Genomic DNA, 24,343 nt, shown 5'->3' with positions numbered 1-24,343 from the left:
CCCGCACTCCTTTCCATGTCAGCAGAACCGTAGCCTGTCAGGCAGATTCTGTTTATCTTTCAGCAGGAAACTTATTTGGTCTGGCTGACCTTTAGAAAGTAACCCTAGGCTGAAAACCTCATGTTTGAATATAATCTCTTTAAAAAGCTCCCCGGCTGGATGCAGGCAAAGGTGCTCAGGCAGCAAGGCAGCTTTCTGTCTAAGCGCGAGTACAAAGGCTGGGAGATTCATCTTTACTCACTGGAGCACCAGTTGGTAGAGGTCTGGCAGAAAGACGGGCTGGAGGTCATCACCAACTTCAAGCCTACCGCCCCTGCCCTGCAGGTACTGGAGCCGTATGTAGGTTCTATTGAGGTGCAGGATTTTTGAGGTGGCAGCGGGGAACAGGCTACTAGAGTTCCTTCTCTGGCCCTGCTGGAAGTTGATTGGAATTTGACTCTGGTGGCGAATGTAAGCCGCCCAAAAGACACTGGTACCCTTGCTCTATCCCGTTTGAAGTGCTTTTTGCAGCCAGTACCGTTGGTTTCTGTTTATGCCTGTTTTCTGGAAAACAGGCCATAAACAGAAAACCCAACGGTACTCTCTCTCCCCCCTTTTCAGAGGAAGACAAATGTCCTTTCTTGCGCCGGGCGCAACACCTAAGTTTGCAGCATGGATGAGCATTTCTATACCGAGTACCGCACCAAGGTCACTCTCTTTATGCAGGCGCACCCGGCGCTGCTGGAGCGTTACCAGATCACCGAGGTGCATGCCGCCGCCCAGCAGGTTCTCCTGAAGCAAAGCGCCACTCCCCAAGGGGTCTATATCCTGGCCGCCGGTCTGGTGAAAGTCACCAGAACCACCGCCGCCGGTTCCTCGTTTACGCTGGGGGTGTTCGGCCCGGGCGAAGTGGAGGGTGATGTGGAGGCTATCATGCACATGCCCTACTTCAGCACCGTACAGGCGCTTACCAATTGCACCTTTTACCACATCAGCACGGTGCAGTTTCTGAAGATGCTGGCGCAGGAGGCAGACTTTAACCTGCTGGTGCACCGTTCCATGGCCTCTAAACTGCTGAACACCTCCCTGCAGACGTCTATCCAGAGCACAAACCGCCTCATCTACACCTTGCTTATTGTGTTACGGGAGCTTTCCCGCCTCAATGAACTGCAGATCTCCAAGCCTCTGCTCACTGAGTTGCTGGGCACCTCGCAGCGCAACCTCAACCGGCTGCTGGCCCAGCTGGAGGAAGAGCAACTCCTGCAAACCAGAGGCAGTCTGGTGGTGCACACTAACAGAAAAGGCATTGAGAAACGGTTAGCAACCTATGATTTCGAAATACAATAAAAAGAGAATTCCCCTTGAGGGCTGGGAGCGGGAAGAGCAGTTCAACTTCTTTAGAACCTTTACACAGCCCTTTTTCAATGTACACACCCAGGTAGACCTTACGCCGCTGCACCGGTTCTGCAGGCAAGAAAACACCTCTGTTTTCCTTGCGTACCTCTATGCCACGCTCCAGGCCGCCCGCGCCACGGAGAACTTCCGGCTGCGGCTGGAGAACGGGCAGGTGGTGTTGTATGAGGGGCTGGACCTTTCTACCACCGTGCTCAAAGACAACCACACCATTGCCTTTGTGAGCCTGCCGCATCAAGATTCACTGCCCGCCTTCTGCGCGCACGCCCGCGCCCTGATTGATGATGCCAAGAAGAGCAAAGACGTGTTTATTGGTCACCAGGGCCCCGATTTGCTGCACATGACCACCCTCCCCTGGTTCCCCTTCAAGGGAATGGAGCATGCCACCTCCGTCAATCCGCAGGAGGCGGGGGTACCTAAAATCGCCTTCGGCCGAATAGAAGTTCACGCGGAGAAAGTAACCTTGCCGATGAGCATTGCCCTGCACCATGCCTTAGCCGATGGTTACCACCTTCACCTGTTCCTGGAGCAGCTGAACGCGGTCATCTGCTCTATGGAATAAAGGCTACCTTCTCAAAAGCGTGACGTAGGCGGTGATACTTTCTGCGTTTCCCCTGAAAAATATACCTTTGGGAATGAACGTGTCAGAGATATGAATGCCTTGCCAGAGAGTCTTCTCCCCCTTGCCTTTCCGGAACTAAGAACCGAGCGCCTGTTGCTGCGCCGGTTCCAACCCTCTGACCTGGAGAATGTATTCCGGGGCCTCTCCCACCCAGACGTGATCAACTACTACGGCGTCAACTACACCAGCCTGGAAGATACCCAAACCCAGCTGGACTGGTTCTGGGCAAATGAGCGCCAGCAGACCGGCATCTGGTGGGCGGTGTGCTCTGCAGACAACCAGCTTTTCTATGGGGCGGGCGGGCTGAGCAGCATAAGTTTGGCGCACAAAAAAGCTGAAATAGGGTTCTGGCTTTTGCCAGAGTACTGGGGCCAGGGCATCATGCCCGAAGCCATGCCGCTTATTTTTGGGTATGCCTTCGGCCCCCTTGGGCTCCACCGTATTGAAGGGCTGGTGGAGACGGAGAATGAGATCTGTAAAAAAGCCGTGCGGAAACTACATTTCACCCATGAAGGAACCATGGTTGACTGCGAGATAAAGAACGGCCGCTACATTAGCCTTGATATCTTCGCCAAGTTGAATGACACCCGGTAGCCTTTGCCGCACCACTTTATTGATGCGTTCTGTTTTTGGCCTGTTTTGCGAAAACAGAAAAACAGAAACAAAAAAAGGCCGGGAACTCCCGGCCTTTTAAAATTTACCTCCCGTGTTTGTGGGGCTTAATTGGTTTTTATCACTTTCTGCACCAGCCTTAACCCGTTGCCGGTTACATTAAGGAGGTACGTGCCAGCCGGCAGGTTGTCTGTGGTTAGAGGCAGATGGTTGTTTCCTTTTACCAACACGGCTTTTTGAGTTTTTACTACCCGGTTCTGCAGGTCACGTAGCTCAACGGTCACATTCATGGCCGTTTCACTGGTCAGACTGAGCGTGAACTCTTTTACAAACGGATTCGGGAAAACCAATGGTTGGGCAGGGGTTACGGTTTTACCCGCTGCTGCACTGATCACTCTGGAGTACTCAAACTTGCCGTCGTAATCCACCTGCTTCAACCTGTAGTATTGGGTTTTAGCAGTGGTGGTGGCATCTAAGTAGCCGTACTGTTTTACGGTATTGCTGTTGCCGTTCCCTTGCACTTTCCCAACTGCCGTGAACGTTCTGCCGTCCTGGCTACGCTCAATCTGGAAGAAGTCATTGTCTTTCTCAGAGGCAGTACTCCATTTCAGCTGTACACCGGCCACCGTTGGAGTGGCAGAGAAGGAAATCAGTTGCACCGGCAGCACTTCAATGCCTCCAGCGCGTTCGTAACCATCTGCATCGGCATCATTGATGGAGTAGGTCATGTAGGTGGTACGGGTAGCGCCCAACTGATCAGTGGCTAAAATTCTCAGGGTTCTGGTACCAGATTGCAGCGTGCTCATGGTGCTGGTTGAAACATACAGTTTCCCTGTTACCGGATCAACTGATGTGCCAGTCAAAGGCGTTCCTTCTATTACGGTATAGGTAAGGGGCCCGGTATAGGTCCAACCGGTTAAAACAGGCGTAGCGATAACCTCATTGGTGGTATAGGTTACTTTGGTATAGGGCGGCTCCACCTCATACATAATTGGGCATTCCGCCACTATCACTGAGGTCTCTCCCATCTCTGTTGTAAAGCCGCAGGTGCTATTCGTGGCGGTTACTTTTAAGTTATAGGTGCCGTCAACAGTGATGGCATCTGTGTACAGGAAAATCATAGAGCCGTTTCCTGTCACCGGTGTGCCGGTAGGCTCGTTGGTGGACAGATTAACTAGTTGGTACACCACCCCTTGCTCAGAACCAGCAATGGAAATAGTAGCTTTTGAACCTCTGCAAACATTCTGTGTGGCGGCGGAAGCCAATGCATAAGTAGAAGGAGCCTCAGTTACCGTGAGAGTTGCCGTGTTGGAGGCCAGGCTTTCACAACCGCTAGAAGTTGCCACCACTTTGTACACACCAGCGGTGTTTACTGAGAAAGTGGCCGTACCGTTAGCGGCAGTGACAGAGAGGTTGGTATACACATTGTCTTTGTACAACTTATACACTACGCCGTTGGCAGGGTTGGTCACAGACAGAAGTGCTGAGTTCCCTTTACAAACAGTAGCGTTGTCTAAGGCAATGACAGGTGTTGCAAGGGTCACAGAAGTAATGGTGACTTCATCAGAAGTGGCGGGGGTACAGGTCCCATTGGTGGCTACCACGGTGAACTTTGTAGTGGCAGCACTTATGGCTGAGGTGAAAGAGATGGCGTTTGAACCGGTGTAAGTGATGGGGCTGTTTTGGGCCACCCCGTCTTTGTACAACTGGTAAGACACCCCGTTCACTAAGTTGCCCACTGTGAAGGTTACGTTACCGGTGCCGCAGAGCGTAGAGGCAGATGAGGTAACAGTTGGCTTGAGCGGCATTGGTGAAACCGTCACTGCGGAGAACCCATCCATGGTGGTATTGCCGCAGGCATTGGCAGATAGGGCTACCACTGTTAAAGTGGCGTTAGCTGTCAAAGCACCGGAGGTTAACGTAATGGCACTTCCAGTTCCTGCTACCTGCGCACCTGTGGCGGTATTCCCATTGTACAACTGATAATAAACTCCGCTCTGAGAACCTGACAGGGACACCTGCGCCGTTCCGTTGGCACAAATATTCTGTGAGGCTGGAGCAACTGTGAAAACGGTATTAGGCGTACCCACCGTAATGGTGTAGCTATTGGTCATGTCTACGTTGCTGCAGCCAGACTGGCTAGCCACTACCTTTAAGGTGGTGGTGCTTGTCAAAGGCGAAGTGGTCAATGAAATCTTTCCACCGTTACCTTGAACGGGTAAGCCTACGGCCACATTGTTGGCATAAATCTGATAGGTCACGCCTAGTTCAGATGCTGCTAAAGAAAGCGTGCTGGTGCTACCAGAGCAGATAGAGGCTGGCGTGTCTCTTGTTACCGTCTGTGCCGTTGGCGAAGCCACGGTTACTGTAAAGGTAGAAGATCCAAAGGCAGGGCAGCCGCTCGGTGTTACCAAGACACGCAGGGTATTGGTGCTGTTGGTGTTGAACGCCGCTGAGGTTAACGTAATGTCTCCACCAGTACCCGTCACTGATGCACCTGTGTTGGTGTAGGTTGGGGTAGTACCGGTTACGGTTTGTAACTGGTATATGGCACCATACTGTGAGTTCAGAATAGTGACTGATGCGGCAGAACCAGCACAGATCTTCTGGGTAGAAGTAGAGAAGGTCACCGTGGTGGAAGATACAGATACATCTACAGTATTCAGCATGTCCTTAGCACATGAACCTGAGGTAGCCACCACTTTTAGGGTAGTGTTGGCTGACAATGCCGGGGCAGTTAAGGTTAAGGCACCGCTTTGGGTGGAGGTATTAGTTTTTGATACCACCGGGCTGAAGTCTACAAAAGTTCTGGTGCCAGGATTGTAGTATTTCAGGGTATAGGTAGTGCTGGCGGTTGAGTTGGCCAGGGTCACGGTAAACGTACTGCCAGAACAGATAGACGCGCTGGTAGGTGATACGGTGTATGCCTGAATGGCGGTCACCGTAACGGCCACACCATTGCTTGTTAAGGTGTTCCCGCAGGTATTACTGGCTCTTACGGTTAAGGTAGTACTGGCCGTTAAGTTGGCAGAGGTAAGCACTATATCACCACCGGTACCCACTACCGCAGAACCGCTGGTATAATTGCCATTGTAAATCTGGTAAGTTACCCCTAATTGTGAGCTATTCACCCGTATGGTAGCTGTACCGCCATCACAAAGTGGGTTGGTGGAGGTGAGCGTGATATTGGGAGTAGTTAAGGCTGGTGTTACGGTTACTGCAAAGGTTTGGGTAAGTTCCACACTACAGGCAGGAGAAGAGGTGGTGCCCACTACTTTGAAGGTAGTAGTGCCTACAGTTGTCAAGGCGCCTGTGGTAAGGGTGAGATCTCCGCCTGTGCCGGCTACTGCACTGCCTGAGGCCGTGGTTCCGTTGAAAAGCTGGTACGTTACCCCCGCTTGAGACGACTTAATGGTCACCGATGCGGTGGCTCCGTTACAGATAGAGCGGGTGGCAGGCGTAAGGGTTAAATTGTTAGCAGGAACAAACACGGTGAAGGTGTTGCCCATGTCTACTGTACAAGACCCAGAGGTAGCAACTACCTTGAAAGTACCGCTGGTAGATAAAGCTGCGGTTGTTAAATGAATAGCACTACCCGTTCCTGTAACCGCTTCACCGCTATTCACATAAGTGTCAGTATTGGCGTCATACACCTGCACCCGATAGCTTGTGCCAGATTCAGATCCAGAAAGGGAGACCATGGCCGTGCTGCCGTTACACACATTTGAGCTGGTGGGGGTGACGTTAAAGGCATTAGGCCCTGGGTTGACAGTGATCACTGATGAACCATTCAAGGTTACCGTGCAGGAGGCACTACCTACTCTAAAGGCTCTCACTTTTAAAGTAGTAGTGGCGGCCAGTGGTCCAGACGTTAAGGTGAGGGAAGTGCTGGCGGTCAAGTCACCCACCGCTGAGGGGCCAGTGGCGGTTTCACCATTGTATAATTGGTAAATAACCCCGTCTTCAACGCCTGTGATGGTGACAGTGGCCACATTGCCACGGCAAATGGTCTGGGAAGTGGTAGTGATTACCGGACTGGAGGAGGGAGCATAACAGGTGACCGTTTGAGCAGCTGTCTGCTGGCTTTCACAGATTCCGGCCGGAGCGCTTGGCAAAATAGAAGCCGTTACCTGAATGCCAGGGGACAGGTTCAACTGGTTGGCAGATGAAATGGAAACACTCCAGGTGGCGGCAGTTGTTCCGTTGGAGGAGACCGTTGCCGTACCAGCAATTTTAGTACCGTCAATGTAGAGATACACGGTACCTGTACCATTAATGGTAGAGGTACCCGTAATGCAGTAGCACCTTCCTTGATAGGATTCAATACCAATCCATAGCTGGCCGCCGTGCCCGGGGTGGAAACTGTGGCCAGGTTGGAGATGGCACTTGCTGTTTTATTGGGAGCAGTAGCTACCGCGTACAAAATGCTCCCGGCAGAAGGGGCAAAACCTGTCAGAATATTGGCAGTCCAGGCACCGTTGACAACTTCTACTGCATTGGTGAGACGGGTGTCTGTTGTTGTATTGGCAGTTGTTCCAACTCTGCGATAGACCGTAACAAACGAACCATTCTCTGTGGAAGTACCAGAAATGCTGGCAGTAGTAGGGCAAGGGGACGTGGTGGTAATGACCGGGGCAGCTGCAGCGCAGGCACCAATTTCAAGTTCTGTGGTAGCCGCAGAAAGCCCTTCATAATTACTGGGGTAATTGGGTTTGTTCCCGTTTCCTACCGAATTGTTTGGAACAGCAGCCCTAAATGAAATTTTATCACCTGCCTGTAAGTTAAAGCTTGAAATATTGACTGTCCAGCTGGCGGTGTTAGATGCATCAGCATTCAAAGGTGTGCCGGCAGCGGTGGTCACCTGAGCCGTATAGGTAATGGGGGTTCTCCCGTTAACAGTTGTTACACTAATTGTACCCAGGCCACCGTCAGCATTTGCGTTAATGGGGACCCCATTCACATACATGAAAATCAAAGCGCCAGGTTCAGCGGTTCCACTAATGATAGTGGCGCCGGAGCAAAGATTTGTGGTAGACAGCGAAGGCGTAAGGGTGGTTTGTGGTACGGTTGTAGTGTTAGGCGTTGAATTGTCAGCAGAGGTGGAGTTCATGTAGTAACTGTTTGACCGCTTTGACTGACAACCATTCACCGGAGTCACTGTAGCGTTAACCGTTGCATAGTCTTTTGAAGTACTCTCACTGCCGGCGTCTCTTGGATACCCGAAGTCACGCGAATATAGGGTGTTATTATACGTCCAGCTGTAAGTACTGCCGCCCGTGGTGGTAGGAGTGGTGCCGGAGGTAACTGAGGCAAAGTAGATACCATCCTTGTAAATCCTGATCTCTGCGCCAGGATAAATAGTGGTTCCATTTAAAACGTCTTTTCCACTAACACTTGTAATAATAGGTGCCGTGGTTGTGCAGGTTCCATACTGAATGGTGCCAACCGTTACAGTGGCAGAAGACACAGATGAAAGTTCAGGACAAGGAGATGCTGCCGCTCTTGTTACTTTAGCTGTTATTTTATCATTTAAGGCCAAGGAAGTACCGGCAGGCAAGGGGAAAGACCAAACACCATTGCTCACCGTTATTGGGTTAGTTGCAATGATCTCCACCCCATTCCTGTAGATTCTGAGGATACCACCATTCTCAGTAGAAGTACCCGTAATAGTGGTAGTTGTGGTTCTTACGCCACCTGAAGTAGAAATGACGGGCGCCTCAGGAGCGGCAGTTTGGCAAAAGTCGCCATTCTCTAAATCTTGCGGGGAGGTAGGGGGGAAATCAGGAATCAGTTCATTCCAAATTTTAAGTTTATCATTCCCGTACTTCTTGTCATCTACCCCGCCAATATCTGAGATGGTACCTTCCAGACCTGTTTGGGCACTGGTTACGGTAGAACCACTGATCCGCATGGGAGTGGTAGGGGATATTCCTATGCTTCCGTCTGCACTGAATGCTGAAAGCGGAACATAAAAGTCAAAAAAGTAATCTGCATCCCCCCCAGCAGTGGTAGCTGCCATAGATTTCTGAAAATACTTATTATATCCTCCGTGCGCACTGCCCCGCCAGATAACATTGCTGGACATGGGGTCTCCCGTGTCGCCACTACCTTTATGCCGATAGACCACCACGTCAAAGTTAAGGGCAAGTACAACTTCGTATTCAAACCCTAAGTTGGTTACTTTAGAGGGCGTGGTATAATCTACCAGAGTGCCATCTGCCAACTTTTGCTTGTTAAAAACTCCATCTGTATCTAAGAGAAAACTATATCCTTTAGAAGCGGTTGAGGTTCCCCCCAACCGTACTCTGAACAATAGGTGCGTCCCATCATAGTACATACCAAGGGGCACATTGGCTAAGTCTGTGTGGCCGCCGCTTGAACCCGTTACGAGGTCAGCTAATGGCTCGGGCCCTGCCGGAGAGGGCATCTGAGGCAGAAAGCGGTAGGTGATTTCGCTGTGGGTTCCCATGTCATTGGTGCCCACAAAGCCTGTTTTGAATTTAGAAATGTAAACATCTCCGTTGGGGTCCAGCACCGTTGGTCCCGGGCTGAGTGCCTTCTGAAAAATAAAGCCGGGGGTTTGGGCTTGTGCGTCTGGGGTGAAGCACAGGATAAGTAGAACTACCAGCAAGGGCCATTTGCTGATGCAGTAGTGGTAGGGGGTAAAGGTTTTTCCCTGCATGTTCAAGTATTAGTTTAAAACAATCCCCAAAATTAAATTGCTATAAACCTGGCACAGGGAGTGGTTCGATGAATGCCTTAATTTGGCAGATGAATGTTTTTTACTATTTGATTGTCTCTGTATAAGAAATATGGAGGTTTTAACATTTTAAATTTATATTTTTATATTAGAGTTTGGTATAATGGCAAGTATAAATTTGGTTCTTAAAATAAGAAGGAAGCCTATGTACCAAAACGTCTTTTTCGACGAATGATACATAGGCTTCCTCTAATTTATAACGCTGTAACTTTCTGTTATGCTTCTTTTAGTGCGCCATAACTATTTTAAGAGTTTGGTTTACACCTGACCCTATCACTCTAAGTAGGTATACCCCTGAAGGAAGCAGTTGCCAGTTGCGGGTGAGTTGGTTGGTCCCTTTTTCAAGACGTATTTTCTCTGAATAGTACCGTTGGTTCTGCAAACTGACCAGTTCTAAAGTTACTTCTCCTCCAGAAAGATGTTGTAAACTGATAGTCGCTTTCCCATGAACGGGGTTTGGGGCAACTGTCACGGTGGCTGCACTTTGGGGCAAGGTTACCAGAGCAGATACTAATTTGCTGTATTCCTGTTTTCCGTCTGTATCTACTTGTTTCAGTCTATAGTAGGCTTTGCCTAAAGCGGGGTTATGATCTGTAAACGTGTAATGCTTGAGGGTATTGCAGGTCCCGGCCCCTGCAACTTCCCCAATTTTGGTATAGGTTTGAAGGTCAAGGGTTCTTTCTATCTCAAATCGGTCATTGTTTAATTCAGAGGAGGTACTCCATTTAAGCTGCACATACCCTTTAGAGGCGGTTGCGGTAAAGGCCGTCAGGGTGACGGGCAAAACCTCTGGGTCTAATGGGTGGGCAGCGGCGCTTGGGTTATTATCTGGGCTTACACTATACGTGACAGGCACAGAGATAACTTCTCCTGTTGCCGTGTTCGTGGCTAAAATGGTAGCTGTCCTGGAACCTGAAGTTAAGGTGTTGAGGTCAGAGACATAGATTTTACCAGTCTTAGAGTTAACTGCAGTACCAGGTAATAATCCGGTGCCAGAAAATGTGTAGGTCATGCCACCAGGGTACACCGGGGTAGCAATCACTTCAGTTAGAAAATAATCACCTTTGCGGTAAGCAGGTTCCACCTGATAGCTTACGGTACAGGTAGACACGGTTGCGTTTTCAAGGTTTGAAAAGGCGCTTTCGCAGGCACCGGCAATTGCCTTCACCTTATAATACGTACTAGTGGTGACATTCACGAAGAACTCTACCGGGGCACTGTCTGCCAATATGCTGGCCACCAGTGTTGTGGCGGTGGTGGGAGAATCTCCGCGGTACAGCTGGTAGGTATAGCCATACACCGCGTTAGAAACAGCAACGGTAGTAGTACCGCTTCCGCAGACCGTGCTGGTGCCAAGGGTGATCACAGGTGTGGCAATACTCTGCCCTACGGTTACCGTGGTGGCACCCGTTAAAGTAATGACACTGCAGGTGCCCCCAACTTTATAAGCTTTCACCACCAGTTCATACACATTGGGGGTGGTGCCGCCCGTTAAGATGTCTGATGTTAACTCCAGCGCGCTTCCGTTCCCAAGTTTGGAAGAACCGGTGTAGGCGCTGGTGGTATTGTTATATAGCTGGTATATTATTCCATCCTCAGAGCCTGACAGGGAAATGCTAACGGCAGAGCCACTGCAAATACTGCGGGAAGAAGGGGGGCTGATGGTATACGCCGTTGAAGGAGGGGTGCACAATACCACCACTGCTGCCGTTGGGGCACTTTCGCCGCCGCAGGCGGTGGCAGATGCATCCAGTACGGTAATGGTCACACTGGTTCCAGTGGCCAATTCTCTGCTCAGGGCGGCATTGGTGATAGACCAGGTGGTGTCGGTTGGGTACGTCACGGCCACTGGGGCAAAACCGGTTGCAGGGTCCAGCACGGGTGAACCGTCTACATAGATTTTGATCAGCTTGCCACTGGGGCGTTGCCCGGAAACAGTGGTGGCACTTTCATAGATTGGACCGGTAACACTTGCTCCTGTATTAGACGTGAGGGCGTTCACGGTGACAGGGTTTGAAGTGTTGCTGACCAATTTATTGGCAGCGGTAGCGGTGGCATAGAAAGAAGAACCTGGAGTAAGCGTACCAGCGGTAATACTGGCTGACCATGCCCCTCCGGCCAACACTACCGCATTGCCAATAGCAGCCGTTTGGCCGGTCTTGTAAATTGTGATGGTGGTACCTTGAATTTCAGTAGAGGTACCTGTCACAGTAGTGATAGACGAAGCAGTACAGTACGTACCGGTAATAGCTGGGGTAGCAGTAACAGCCCCGTTGGTAGCCGTAATGGTAGCCGTTGCCTCTGCCACACAGGCACCTGTATTGGTGTTGCTGTACAAACCAACGGCTTCCACCAAGAGAATGTCACCCGCAGAAAAATTAGCAATCTGCGCTGCGGTAAGGGAAAAGGTGCTGGTAACGGGTGTCCCTGAGGCGGGATTGTTGATGGTTGATGAAGCCAGCTGGGTATAGCCGTAATTGGCGCTAGAGGTACCCGTACGTTTAACCAGTTTAAAAGTTAACTGGGTAAAGGTTTGGGCAGCGGGTATAGTAGCAGACACATTGATGTTAACCCAGGTATCAGTGTTCTTGATACTGGTGGGGCTCGTAGACGAGGAAGTAGTATAGGTAAAGGAAGGGGTAGGGGAAGCAATGGTTTTATTGCCTATACAGGCCGGGGCCGAATAAGGCGACTCACAACCCGTTCCCAGTTTAGCAGTGACCACAAAGGAGGCATCATGCAATGCTTGGCCATGCCCACCTCCAATAGAGTAAGAGTAGGAGCCAGTGGTAGAGGATACAGTTTGCGACGTTACGGTTCCCCCGGAAGCATATACATCACTAACCGCTGAACTGTAGGCACCGTTTGACATGACCCGGTACACGGTAAAAGTGATAGGCCCGGTATAGCCGCTGGGGGCAGTATAAGTTCCCTGGGCTCCCTTGTTCCCGCTAATAGAGACTGGGGCAGCAGGGGCGGGAGTGGCGCAAACCCCGGCTATGGTGTTGACAGCGGAAGAATAAGCCGACTCACACCCGGCCGTATACGTCGCTTTCGCCCGTAATACATCGTTTTCCACCAGGGCAGTGGTAAAAGTAGCCGTCCAGACACCGCCAGAGACGGTGGTGGTGGCAAGGAGGGTGGCTCCGGTGAGCACGCCATTTGACAACGTTCCCCCTTTATAAAGATGAATGGTGGTGCCGTTGGGTTCATTTGAAATACCAGAGACAGACGTGTCATAAGCTTTGGGAGCACCTGTAATAATAGGAGCAGAAGGTTTCGCACAGCCAAACTCCCCGTCTTTCAACTGGTTTAACGTTGTTTGGGGAAAGTTAGGAATCACATCTTTCCAGATTTTGATTTTATCATTCCCATACTTTTTATCATCTACTCCGCCCACATCTGAGATGGTTCCTTCCAGACCTGTCTGGGCGCTGGTAATGGTAGAGCCGCTTACTCTGAAAAGGGTTGTGGCGGCATTGATGCCGGGCGCATTATACTGGGCATTGGTGAAGGCAGACAAGGGAACGTAAAAATCATAGAAATAATCAGCATTACCGCCTGCGGTGGTCCCCGCCACAGACTTCTGAGAATATTGAGTATAGCCTCCGTTGGCTGAGGCGCGCCAGATCACGTTACTGGAATACAAAACGGGGTCATTGTCATCCCCGCTTCCCCTATGGTAATAGACGGCCACATCAAAGTTAGAGGCGAACACAATTTCGTACTCAAAGCCCAGGTTTTTGACCTTTGAAGGGGTTACATAGGGAATAACGTTTCCGTTAGCGTCTGTTCTGGCATTGAAGATGCCATCAGTGTCTAACACAAAGCTATAGCCCTTTGAGGCAGTGGAGTGGCCCCCTAAACGAACCCTGAACATAACATTTTCGCCATCAAAATACATGCCCAGCGGCGCATTGGCTAAATCAGTGTGCCCCCCGTTAGAGCCGGTTGCCAGATCATTGAGTGGCTCTGGCCCCGCAAACTGCGGAAGCATCCTGAACGGGATTTCGCTTTTAGCGCCGGTGTCTTCCCCTAACGCAAAGCCGCTGGGAGAGAGGGAAACATACCCATCATTGTTCCTGTCAAGAATTGCCCTACCTGAACCAGAAGCTTTCTGGATGATCATTCCTCTGGTTTGCGCCACGGCGGAAGAGAAAAAATAGGAAAATGCCAGAAAAACTACAGATAGCACTAAGAGTGGCAGAATTCTAGACCTGTGCTGAGGGAGACTTGGACGTGACATAAAGGATATCCAATGAAAATGTTGAATTGATCCAATTTCTTAAAAGGTTTCAGCGGAGATTTGGAAAATCGTTGAAAGGGATAAAAATCACGTTGAATGGCTGGGTTTTGGAGGATGAATAAACCCGTTACTCCTTTTGGAATTTTATATATTGAGAATGTATAATGTAGTATCTGAAAATTTATAAAGGGAGAGACAGTTGGAAAAGGAGAGATTTGTGCTGGGAAATGGTAAAAGAAAAGGGTTAAAATAAGGATCTTTAAAAGTATTCATACCTTTTAACCACGCCACAGAAGGCATGCAAGAGAAAGCCAGGTGCTAACCAGGTAGCCTTTCTTTGCTAAGGCATTTGGTTAGCCAGCACTTGATTAGAAGAAGCGGTGCCGCCTCCTGTAAATCCGGTATGGAGCTTACTAAGGATGGGGGCCGTTTTTGGCCTCTTTTTCGGAAAACAGCCCCAAAACAGCAAAGAAGAGGAAAGTAGGTCGCTTTGCCCCAGCAGGAACTGCATTAAAACCTCACCCTGGAGAGAAGTAAGCTGGCACTGTTGCCGCCAAAGCCAGCGCTGTTGATCAGGAGGTGCCGGAAAGGATTGGCCGCGGTAGAAACACCATCTGCCGGGGTAAGCGGTTCAAGGGGAATGTTCTGGAGGATCAGCAGAGCCATCTCAGCAGACAAAGCCCCCGAAGCCCCCAAGCTGTGGCCCATGCTGGTTTTGCTGCTGAAAAGGGAAGGGAGTCTCTGGTGAAGCACCTGGTTCAAGGCCGTCATTTCTGCTTTGTCTCCCGCTTTGGTACCAGGGGCATGCACCACCACCGCATCTATCTCTGCGGGGGAGCGTTGGGCCAGGGAAAGTGCCTGCTGCATGGCTTTTTGGAAATGTTGGCCATCTGGGGTCAGGCCCGTTTTAGATGGAGTTTGCTCCATGCCCAGACCTACAGCTCCTACCACCACCACTTCAGAGAGGCCTAAGGCCGCTATCTCATTTTCCGTCATCCGTTCCAGCGCAAAAACCGCGGCCCCTTCGCCCAGCACAAAGGTGTTCTGTTCCTGGTTCAAGGGCCGGCAAGGCTGCTTGTCAGCGGCCAGCTTGGAATAAATGCCTATCCCTTTCATCTGGGCAACGGTGAACGGGGTCAATGGAGCCTCTGCCCCGCCCACTAGAAACCGCTTGGCCATGCCTGATTTCAACCACGCCACCCCGTTGGCAAACGCCTGCAAGGCCGTACTGCACGTGACCGAGTGGCTGATAACGGGGCCAGTGGCCTGTAAATCCTGCGCCACCCAGCTGGCCACATTGCCCAGCGTGGTGCTGGGTGAGACGGAAGGGGAGAGCCGCAGCTCAGGTTTTGCCAAAAATTCAGCGTGATAGTGCTCAAACAACCCGGTGGCGCCTCTAGAGGAGCCAATATTAATGCCAATAGGAAACTCAGAAGTATTTTCCCAACCCGCTTCTGCTACTGCCTGGCGGGCGGCTACCATGGCCATTTGCACCGTTCGGTCTAGCGTTCCATAGTCAGGGTTCTCTTTTTGGAGCGCGTGCAAAGCGGCTTCACCGGAAGGCGAAAGAGGGGCAACCGGGGTGTCTAAACCTAGTTCAGGAAGATACGTGAAAGCGGTTCTGCCAGTGGTATACGCTTCTATCACTTCGGTGCGGGAACAGCCCAAGCCAGAGATGGAGCCCATGCCCCGTATCACAATCCATTCCTGTTCCTGCTTCTGCTGCATCTGTTTTTGAGCTGTTTTCTGAAAAAGAGGCCTAAAACGCACTATCATGACTGCCTTGCTGGCCCTTCATGTCGGCAAAGGTAAGACACAAATTGACGCAGTGCTTCCTTAAACCGGTTGCACCAAGCAGTCACGTGACTTTACCACCTACCTAACCTAACCCCTCTTTGTCATCCTGAAAGGATCTTGTGGGCGAACTGTAATACCGTGATTTCTTTGTTCAGTACTTGAGCAGTAAAACTGAAACAGCCATCTAATAAGAATGGCTCCAGCTTTTCTAGTTCGCCCACAAGATCCTTTCAGGATGACAAAAGAGAAGACAGAATAAATCTGTGAGACCTCAATACTTTAGAACCTGTTTACATTTTGGTTTTGCAAGCGAAAAATGGGGAGCGAAAGGTTCTGGCGAAGTGATTTTTGAACAACGTAGCAGCGCTACGGTGCGGGAAAATGGCAAAGTCAGGTTCTTTTGATACCATTTTGCAAAAGACAAATTTAAACATGCTCTTAGGGGTAAGTGCTTGCATATGTGCCTAGACGTAGCCTTTCTGCAGAATTGGTGCCAGCAGGCACTCGCATTGGTGAGTATTTTCCTGTTTTTGACCTGTTTTTCCATAAACAGCCCTAAAACGCACCGTCAACAATCAGCTGCCGCATGCCTTCCATGGTTTGATATACCTGCGCCAACTGCTCTGGCGTGATGCAGTACGACGGAAGCGCATAGACAATGTTCCCCAGCGGCCGCAGCAGCACTCCGTTTTCCAGAGAGAAGTTGTACAGCACGTCCCGCAGGTTGTGAAAGTAAGACGTCTCGCCCACCTCAAACTCCACGGCCAGAATGGTGCCCGTTTGCCGAACCTCTTTAATGCCTTCTTTCCCTGCCAACTCCTGGGCGAACGCCGCATGCGAGGCTGTGATTCGCTCTAGATTCTGCAGAAACTCCGGGGCCTCCACCAAATCAAGGCTGGCCAGAGAAGCGGCGCAGGCCACCGGATTGGCGGTGTAAGAATGGCCGTGGAAAAGGGCTTTGGTTTTGTCCTGGCTCAGAAAAGCGTTGTAAATTACCTGGGTACAGGTGGTCACGCCCAAGGCCATGGTGCCGCCGGTGATACCTTTGGAGAAACACATCACATCAGGTTGCTCCGTGAGGTAATCCATCGCGAACCGTTTGCCCGTGCGCCCAAAGCCTGTCATCACCTCATCGGCAATGGTCATCACCTTCTGTTTTCGGCAGAGCCGAAGCAATTCATCCAGCACCTCCGGCGAATACATCACCATACCGGCTGTACCCAAGACCAGCGGCTCAAAGATGAAGGCAGCGATGTCACCGTGCTGCAGCAACTCCTGCAATCGTTCAATGGTTTGCTCCTCCTTTCCGGGCACCGGCACGGGCAGAAATTCCACGTCAAACAGATACTGCTGGAACGGACGCGTAAACACAGAGCGCTCACTCACGCTCATCGCCCCGAAGGTGTCGCCGTGGTAGCTGCCTTCAAAGGCTATGATTTTGGTTTTCTCCACCCCTTGGTTGAACCAGTATTGCAGCACCATTTTCAGGGCCACTTCCACAGCCGTAGAACCATTATCGGTATAAAAAACGCGGGCTTGGTTGGTAGGCAAAAGTTTCAGCAGCCGCTCGGCTAACTCAACCGCCGGTTCATGGGTGAAGCCTGCAAATATCACGTGCTCCAGGGTCTGCAGCTGTTGGGAAACGCGCTGGGCAATGTGCGGGTGCGCGTGCCCGTGAATGTTCACCCACCAGGAAGAAACGGCGTCCAGATAGGTTTTCCCGTCTTCAGAAAAGAGTAATGCGCCTTCGCCGCGGGTGATGCCAATGGGCAGCGGGGCGGTCTGCATCTGGGTGTACGGGTGCCAGATGATGGCTTTATCGCGCTGGGCTAAGTTCATGGGCAGACGGTAAAAAATGTTCCCTGAAAGTCTGGGCGTAGCCGGTGATCACGTCTGGGGTGAACTCGTCTTCCCAGAAAATGGTGGGCAGCCGCAGCAGTTTAGTGTAGTACAGGATAAAATCCTCGGTAGAGGCATTGGGCACGCCGTTGAAGATGATGCCCGCCACCGGAATCTTGCGGTACTTCAAGACCTCTACCGCCGACAGCGTGTGGTTGATGCTGCCCAGGTAATTTCTGGACACCAGAATCACCTCCAGGCCCAGCTGTTGAATCAGGTCAATGACCAAATCATTGTTGTTCAGCGGCACCATCAAGCCACCCGCGCCTTCTACCACCAAATGGTTTTTGGTGGCAGGGGCTTGAATCTCATCTAAGGAAATCCTGATGCCTTCGGCGGCGGCGGCCGTGTGGGGCGAAGCGGGCATCTGGAGCTTGTAGGCCTCCGGGTGAAAGGTAGAAACGGGGTTGGTGACCAAACGCTGCACCGCGTGCGTGTCTGAGTCTTCCAGGTTACCGGCCTGAATAGGTTTCCAATAGTCGGCTTGCAGGGCTTGGGTCAGGATGGCGGCGGCCACGGTTTTGCCCACGTCGGTGCCAATGCCGGTCACGAAGTAGCGTTTAGGGTCTAAAGGGTAAGCAGGTTCCATAGTTCTTGTACTTGGGCTTGGGTGTTGAAGGCGTGCAGCACCAACCGGAGCCGTTCTTTTCCGGCCGGAACGGTAGGGCTGAACACCGGGCGCACGTCAAAGCCCGCTTGTTGTATTCGTTGGGCTAACGCCCGAAGTGCCACCGGGTCCGGCAGTTGCCAGGCCTGGATGGGACTTGCGTTTTCGGCCTCTTTTCCAGAAAACAGGCCGAAAACAGGTTTCTCGTTTCGCGTGAGCGATTGGTAATAATTGGCTAAGTCTTGCACCTGTTTCCGCGCAGCGGAAAGCTGGGGAAATAAGCGGTACGCGTGTTTTATCGCTGATAAAGAAGCCAACGGCAGCGCAGTAGTATAGACAAACGGACGGCTGAAGTTGAGCAGAAACTGCCTGAGCTCTTTGGCACCCACCACAGCGGCCCCGTGGCAGCCCACGGCTTTCCCGAAGGTCATGACCCGCGCAAACACTTTATCCTCCAGCCCCAGCGCCGACATCAGACCTTCGCCGTTTGGTCCATACAGGCCGTTGCTGTGCGCCTCGTCTACCACCAGGTACAGCCCGTGCTCCTGACACAGCTCAGCCAACTCAGTTAATGGCGCGAAATCCCCGTCCATAGAATACAATGACTCCACAGCCACGTAGACATCGCCTTGGGCGCGGGCGAGTTTCTTCTTCAGGTCCTCCAGGTCATTGTGGCGGAACGGGAAACTCTGCGCGAAGCTCAACTTGATGCCGTCTTTCATGGAGGCGTGGCTGGCCTCGTCATAGAAGATGGTATCGCCGCGCTGCGGCACCGAAGAGAAAAAACCGCAGTTGGCCGCGTAGCCGGAGGTGTAGAGCAAGGCCGCCTCGGCGCGGTGAAAAGCGGCAATCTCGGTTTCCAGTTCCTCAGCGTACGCCGAATTGCCGCTCAACAACCTTGAGCCGGTGGCGCCGTGGGCGGGAATGCCGTCCAGTTCTTCCGTAATTAGTTGTGCCAGTTGCGTTGACTGCGCCAAACCCAGATAATCATTGGAGCTGAAATCCACTAAGCCCGCGGGCGGGCACGTCAGCTGCCGAAGGATTCCGCGCTGGGCACGGATTTCCAGTTGCTGCAACAGACGTTCCGGCACCTTCATGGTAGTAATTATTCAGCGGCTAGTTCAGCGGGAATAGCTTCTGCGGGCGCGGGCATGGTGCCACCGCAGGCGGTCTCGGTTTTGAAGGACTTGCGCGGGGTGAGGCCCAGCAGCTCAAACATGGCTTTGTCATCGGCGAAGCCAGGATTGGGCGTGGTCAACAGTTTGTCACCGGAGAAGATGGAGTTGGCCCCGGACAAAAAGCACAGCGCCTGCTCGCTCACCGGCATTTCCTGCCGCCCCGCGGATAAACGCACCATGGTTTTGGGCATAAGAATACGGGCGGTGGCAATCATGCGCACCATTTCCCAGACGCTCACGCGCGGCTGCTCGGCCAGCGGCGTGCCTTCAACGGGCACCAGCGCATTTACCGGCACAGATTCTGGATGCTCGGCCAGGTTGGCCAGCACGTGGAGCATGGCAATACGGTCATCGTCCGTCTCGCCTAAGCCAATGATACCGCCGCTGCAGACTGAGATACCGGCTTTGCGCACGTTGTCAATGGTGTTGAGGCGGTCGCCGTAGGTGCGGGTGGTGATGATGTTGCTGTAGTTTTCCTCAGACGTGTCCAGGTTGTGATTGTAGGCGTAGAGGCCGGCCTGTTTCAGGCGCTCGGCCTGGTATTCGTTCACCATGCCCAGGGTGCAGCACACCTCCAGCCCCAGTTCGTTCACGCCTTCCACCATTTCCAGCACGCGGTCAAAGTCGCGGTTGTCCCGCACTTCGCGCCAGGCGGCGCCCATGCAGAAGCGGGTGGAACCGCCTTCCTTGGCTTCCCGGGCGGCTTTTAGAACGGTTTCATTGCTCAACAGCTTGTGCACCGGCACATCTGTGTGGTAGCGCGCGGCCTGCGGACAATAGGCGCAGTCTTCGGGGCAGCCGCCGGTTTTCACGCTCAGGAGCGTGCACACCTGTACCTCGCCGGTGGCCTGGTACTGCTTGTGCACCTGGCTGGCTTCTACAATGAGTTCCAACACGGGTTTATAGTAGATGGCGCGGATTTCCTCCATAGACCAATCGGTGCGGATTGGGGCGGTGTGCGTAGCGTCCGTCATAGTCAGTTCATGTCTGGTTTAGACGGCTAAAGTACGGCAGAAAACGCAATGCGGGAAATTTTAGGGCAGGAATCCGCAGGGCGGAAATTCTGTTTTTGGCTTGTTTTCTGAAAATCAGGCCGAAAACCAGAATTGTAGCGGCGTTACCCTGTAACGACGTGGTGCCACAATACAGCGTACGCTTCAATACCTACCAAGCGCCGTTGAGTAGATAATTTTAAGCTTTGAAGATGGTCTGTTCAGGAAGGGGCGGTTTTGTTGCATGGAGACACGGCGTTACAGGGTAACGCCGCTACGGCGTTTTCGGCCTGTTTTGGCCAAAATAGCGAAAACAGAAAATCAATCAGCAATTAACAATCAGCAATTCTAGTGCTTCTTCTCAGACTGCACCTGGCCGTTGCGGTACTCCACGGTTTTGAGGAGCTTGCCGCTCTCGTCGAAGAATTTCCAGGAGCCGGTCTCGCGGTTGTTGCGGTAGGCGCCGGCTTTTTCGGTTTTGCCGTTCTCGTAGAGCTGCTTGAACGTCCCGAATTTTAGGCCGTCTTTGTACAGGGCTTCTGACTTGACTTTGCCGCTGGGGTAGTAAGTGATTTCTGAGTTCAGGATTTTGTTGTTGAGGTAGGTGGCGCGGGTGGCTACCTGGCCGTTGTCATGGTAGGTGAGGCGCTCGCCGGTGATGCGGCCGTTCTTGTAGGGCTCAGAGAGCTTGAGCTGCTTGTTCTCGTAGAATTCCTGCCACGTCCCGAAGGGTTTGTTGTCTTTGAATTCCTGCTGCGCGGCCACGGCGCCGGAAGGGTAGTAGCGGGTGATTTTACGGTCACGTTCGCCGTTGCTGTACTTGATTTCCTCTTTGAGCTTTCCGTTCTCGTCCCAGTACTGGGCCAGGCCTGTTTTAACGCCTTTGCTGAACGTGAGGGCGCTGCGTTTCTGGCCGTTCTCATAGTACGAGGTGGAAGGGCCTTCGGGCTTGCCCGCCAGTACGCTGCCCTCGGTCATGAGTTTGCCGGAGCGGTAGTAGCTTTTGAAGCGGGCGGGCTTGGTGGGGGCGGCGCTGAAGGTTTCGGTTTCCAGCTGGCCGTTGTCATAATAGGTTTTCACGTCGCCAATCAGCATGCCGTTTTTGTAGGTGGCCTCCGTTTCTTTCACGCCGTTGGGGTGGTAGGTGAGGGCCAGGCCGCTCTGCTGCTTGTTCTGGTAGGTGATTTCTGACTTAAGTTTTCCGGAAGGGTAATATTCTTTCACCACCCCCTCAGGGAACCCGTCTTTCATGATGGCCTCCTGCTTGAGCTGGCCGCTTTCATAGTAGTTTTTGAACAGGCCGCTCTGCACGTCATTCACGTACTGGCCCTCCTGCAGTTTGCTGCCGCTGGGGTAGGTGCTCACAAAGGTGCCGTTGCGCTTGCCGTCTTTGTACGGAATGATGAGCGAGGGTTTCCCGTCCTGGGAGAATTCGGTGTACAGGCTGTCGCGCTTGCCGTCTACCACTTTGACCAATGCCAGGAGCTCGCCGGTGGTGTAGTACTTGCGGTAGTAGCCGTGCAGCACGGTGTCTGGCTTGGTCTTGATGTAGTACTCCTCTTTGATGGCAGATTGCAGCGAGTCATAGTAGGTGACCACCCGCGTCTGCGCCTGCGCGGGGCGGGCAAGCCCGATGCCCAGCATCATACCAATACCTAGAAAGAGAAGTTTCTTCATGTCTGCAAAGCAATAACGGGATTTCATCTTTTCAAAACCAGGGCCGCGCCGTTTCCCGCTGGCCCATGGTCGCTTATGTATTCTGTTTTAGGCCTCTTTTTGCAAAAACAGCTCCAAAACAGACATAATTTCTGGTAAGTGCTTTAACTGTTCCCCAAATTTGTTTCGTTAAGCCCACGCGTTTTACCCTCGCCTTTGAAGCTTGTGGGTACGCGCCAGCCGAAAGCTCCCACGTCCGGCTGGTTGGGGAGAGTGCCGCCTGGATTTGTAGCAACCATGGCCGCTCTGATTTCAGGAAGGGCCTTTTCGCGTTTTCGGGCTGTTTTTGGAAAAACAGCGACGCGAAAAATACTTTCCGCCGCGCGGACGGATTGCGCTAAAACACAAAACCCTCGCTCAACTCCAGAAACCCTCGCTCAACTCCATAGATTGTATTATCAGTTGCATGCCGCCCATGATTAAGTTAGCAAAATAGGCGAGAACTCGGCCAGAGGCCGAAGACAGCCCACCTTCACCGGAGGCGAGGGAGAGAGGTTTCCATAGATTCCATAAAAAAAGCCTTACATAAAACGTAAGGCTTTTCAGGATTAGTATAGTTCTGCAGGCTGCTACAGTTTCTCCAGCACAATGGCCGAGGCACCGCCGCCGCCGTTGCAGATGCCGGTCACGCCAATCTTGCCGCCTTTTTTCTCCAGCACGTTCAAGAGGGTGGTGACAATTCTAGCGCCTGAGGCTCCCAGCGGGTGACCCAGAGAAACCGCGCCGCCGTACACGTTCACGTTGCCGCCTTCCAGGCCTAGTTTCTGGTTGTTGGCCAGCGAAACCACCGAGAACGCCTCATTGATTTCATAGAAGTCTACTTCAGACGCCTCTACGCCGGCTACTTTCAACGCTTTGGGAATGGCCAGGGCGGGGGTGGTGGTGAACCACTTCGGCTCTTGCTCGGCATCGGCGAAGCCTCTGATTTTGGCGATGGGTTTCACGCCCAGTTCCTCGGCTTTCTCCTTGCTCATGAGCAAAATAGCCGCCGCGCCGTCATTCAGGGTAGAGGCGTTGGCTGCGGTCACGGTGCCTTCCTTGTCAAACACCGGACGCAGGCCCGGGATTTTCTCGAAGTTCACTTTGCTGTACTCTTCGTCTTCAGTCACTAAGATAGGGTCTTTTCCCCGCTGCGGAATCTCAACCGGCACAATCTCGTCTTTCAGGAAACCGCCTTTGGCTGCTTCGGCCGCCTTGCGGTATGAGCTGATGGCGTACTCGTCCTGCATTTCGCGGGTAATACCTAGCTCTTTGGCGGTATTCTCGGCGGCGTTGCCCATGTGGTAGTCGCCGTACACGTCCCAGAGGCCGTCTCTGATGAGGCCGTCAATCATCTGGCCGTGCCCCATTTTCGCCCCGAAGCGGGCTTTGTCCAGGTAATACGGCACGTTGCTCATGCTTTCCATGCCGCCCGCCACAATCACGTCTTTGTGACCCAGCATAATGGCCTGCGCCGCGAACATGATGGCCTTGGAGCCAGAGGCACACACTTTGTTCACCGTGGTGCACTCTACCTCGTAGCCCAGTCCGGCAAAAATAGCCGCCTGCCGCGCCGGGGCCTGGCCCAGGTTGGCCGACAGCACGTTGCCCATGATCACTTCCTGCACCTGGCTTTTGTCAACGCCGGCTTTCTCCAGCGCGCCTTTAATGGCAATGGCGCCCAGTTGCGTGGCAGAAAAACTGGCCAATGCGCCGCCAAAGCTCCCGATGGGGGTACGCACCGCAGAAATGACATATACTTCTTTTACTTGCATATAAGTAGTGTTTTCTAGTTTGATGGTCTGAAATTACAGGTCTTGCTGTTAAAAAGCAAACGCTTGTTAGGCTGTGTTGGTTCTATTGTGCCCAAGTTTAAGAAAGATGCCCGTAAGGTGTAGCGTCTGTCGAGGTTTTTTCTGGCGGAATTGCCGGAGGAGGAACTTCTGTTTTGCTGTTTTTCTGAAAACAGCCCCAAAACAGAATAGAAACTTTTGCACGGGTTGAGGCGGTGGGTTTTATAGGGCTGCAACAGCTGCTGGCGCAGACACTCCGGTCGCTACGAGGTCTTTTTGAAATAGCTGATTGCGTATGGCTGATTGTTCAAAGTACTGGCGCGAGACTCCAGACTCGTGCCTCCATGTGCCGGGTAGTCTCCAGCCTACCTTCGCGGGAACGCCGCGAAACCACAGATTTAGGGCATTTTTCCTGCTCTCGCTGCTGAACTAAAAAAAAGTTAATCCCGGCCCTGATTCCCGGCGGGTCTGGAGACTTGCGCCACTTCAAGGCACGAGTTGAAAACTCGCGACCGCACTTCTTTTCAGCAATCAACCATGAGCAAACGGCCTTTTCAAAAGACCTCGTAGCGTCTGGAGTGTCTGGGCCAGAAGCAACTACAACTAAAAGACCTCACAGGTTTTCAAATCCTGTGAGGTCTGGCAAGAACTCAGGTTATGAAACTGGTAGAGGAGATTCTGCTGGAGCCGCGCTGGGATGAGGCCGAATTTGCGAAAGCCAAACAAGCCGCCCTGAGCCGTATCAGGCAG

14 protein-coding genes are annotated in these 24,343 nt (G+C 52.3%); 4 read left to right on the top strand and 10 right to left on the bottom strand.

Annotated elements, in window-relative coordinates:
• Positions 1-120: 120 nt before the first annotated feature.
• From A8O25_RS16130 to A8O25_RS16115, 4 genes are all read left to right on the top strand, one after another.
• Positions 121-369: a hypothetical protein gene (locus A8O25_RS16130; protein WP_066836757.1), complete on the top strand. Its 249-nt coding sequence runs from the start codon at positions 121-123 to the stop codon at positions 367-369.
• Between the two features lie 282 nt (positions 370-651).
• On the top strand, positions 652-1,326 hold the full coding sequence (locus A8O25_RS16125) for a Crp/Fnr family transcriptional regulator (RefSeq protein WP_066836754.1): 675 nt from the start codon (positions 652-654) through the stop codon (positions 1,324-1,326).
• Positions 1,307-1,954, top strand: coding sequence for a CatA-like O-acetyltransferase (locus tag A8O25_RS16120; protein ID WP_066836752.1), 648 nt, complete (start codon positions 1,307-1,309; stop codon positions 1,952-1,954). Before A8O25_RS16125 ends, A8O25_RS16120 begins: the two co-directional genes overlap by 20 nt.
• 90 nt (positions 1,955-2,044) lie before the next feature.
• Entirely contained in the window at positions 2,045-2,608 is a 564-nt protein-coding gene (locus A8O25_RS16115; RefSeq protein ID WP_066836750.1) for a GNAT family N-acetyltransferase, read from the top strand.
• 125 nt (positions 2,609-2,733) lie between these two features.
• Here the strand turns inward: A8O25_RS16115 and A8O25_RS16110 are convergent, their stop codons facing one another.
• The 10 genes from A8O25_RS16110 to A8O25_RS16065 form a co-directional block, all read right to left on the bottom strand.
• Complete coding sequence (locus A8O25_RS16110) at positions 2,734-6,885, bottom strand: Ig-like domain-containing protein (protein WP_153042794.1); 4,152 nt, start codon at positions 6,883-6,885, stop codon at positions 2,734-2,736.
• Positions 6,777-9,308 (bottom strand): hypothetical protein, encoded by a 2,532-nt coding sequence (locus A8O25_RS16105; RefSeq protein ID WP_066836747.1) that lies wholly within the window; start codon positions 9,306-9,308, stop codon positions 6,777-6,779. Before A8O25_RS16105 ends, A8O25_RS16110 begins: the two co-directional genes overlap by 109 nt.
• 304 nt (positions 9,309-9,612) lie before the next feature.
• On the bottom strand, positions 9,613-13,515 hold the full coding sequence (locus tag A8O25_RS16100) for a T9SS type A sorting domain-containing protein (protein WP_066836746.1): 3,903 nt from the start codon (positions 13,513-13,515) through the stop codon (positions 9,613-9,615).
• A gap of 627 nt (positions 13,516-14,142) precedes the next feature.
• Entirely contained in the window at positions 14,143-15,360 is a 1,218-nt protein-coding gene (locus A8O25_RS16095; protein WP_066836743.1) for a beta-ketoacyl synthase N-terminal-like domain-containing protein, read from the bottom strand.
• Positions 15,361-15,984: 624 nt separating this feature from the next.
• Positions 15,985-17,268: an adenosylmethionine--8-amino-7-oxononanoate transaminase gene (gene bioA / locus A8O25_RS16090; RefSeq protein ID WP_066836740.1), complete on the bottom strand. Its 1,284-nt coding sequence runs from the start codon at positions 17,266-17,268 to the stop codon at positions 15,985-15,987.
• Positions 17,246-17,917, bottom strand: coding sequence for a dethiobiotin synthase (bioD, locus tag A8O25_RS16085; protein ID WP_066836737.1), 672 nt, complete (start codon positions 17,915-17,917; stop codon positions 17,246-17,248). Before bioD ends, bioA begins: the two co-directional genes overlap by 23 nt.
• Positions 17,896-19,032 carry an aminotransferase class I/II-fold pyridoxal phosphate-dependent enzyme gene (locus A8O25_RS16080; RefSeq protein WP_066836735.1) on the bottom strand — a complete coding sequence of 379 codons (1,137 nt, stop codon included), beginning with the start codon at positions 19,030-19,032 and terminating at the stop codon, positions 17,896-17,898. The genes bioD and A8O25_RS16080 overlap by 22 nt, the downstream gene beginning before the upstream one ends.
• 8 nt (positions 19,033-19,040) lie before the next feature.
• Positions 19,041-20,087 (bottom strand): biotin synthase BioB, encoded by a 1,047-nt coding sequence (bioB, locus tag A8O25_RS16075; protein ID WP_066836734.1) that lies wholly within the window; start codon positions 20,085-20,087, stop codon positions 19,041-19,043.
• Positions 20,088-20,453: 366 nt separating this feature from the next.
• Positions 20,454-21,782 (bottom strand): toxin-antitoxin system YwqK family antitoxin, encoded by a 1,329-nt coding sequence (locus A8O25_RS16070; protein WP_066836731.1) that lies wholly within the window; start codon positions 21,780-21,782, stop codon positions 20,454-20,456.
• Between the two features lie 608 nt (positions 21,783-22,390).
• Positions 22,391-23,575, bottom strand: coding sequence for an acetyl-CoA C-acyltransferase (locus A8O25_RS16065; protein WP_066836728.1), 1,185 nt, complete (start codon positions 23,573-23,575; stop codon positions 22,391-22,393).
• Between the last annotated feature and the right edge of the window lie 768 nt (positions 23,576-24,343).

The organism is Rufibacter ruber (genome assembly GCF_001647275.1).
Classification (GTDB): domain Bacteria; phylum Bacteroidota; class Bacteroidia; order Cytophagales; family Hymenobacteraceae; genus Nibribacter; species Nibribacter ruber_C.
Note: the sequence above shows the minus strand (reverse complement) of the source record. Positions and strands in the feature narration are given on the sequence as shown.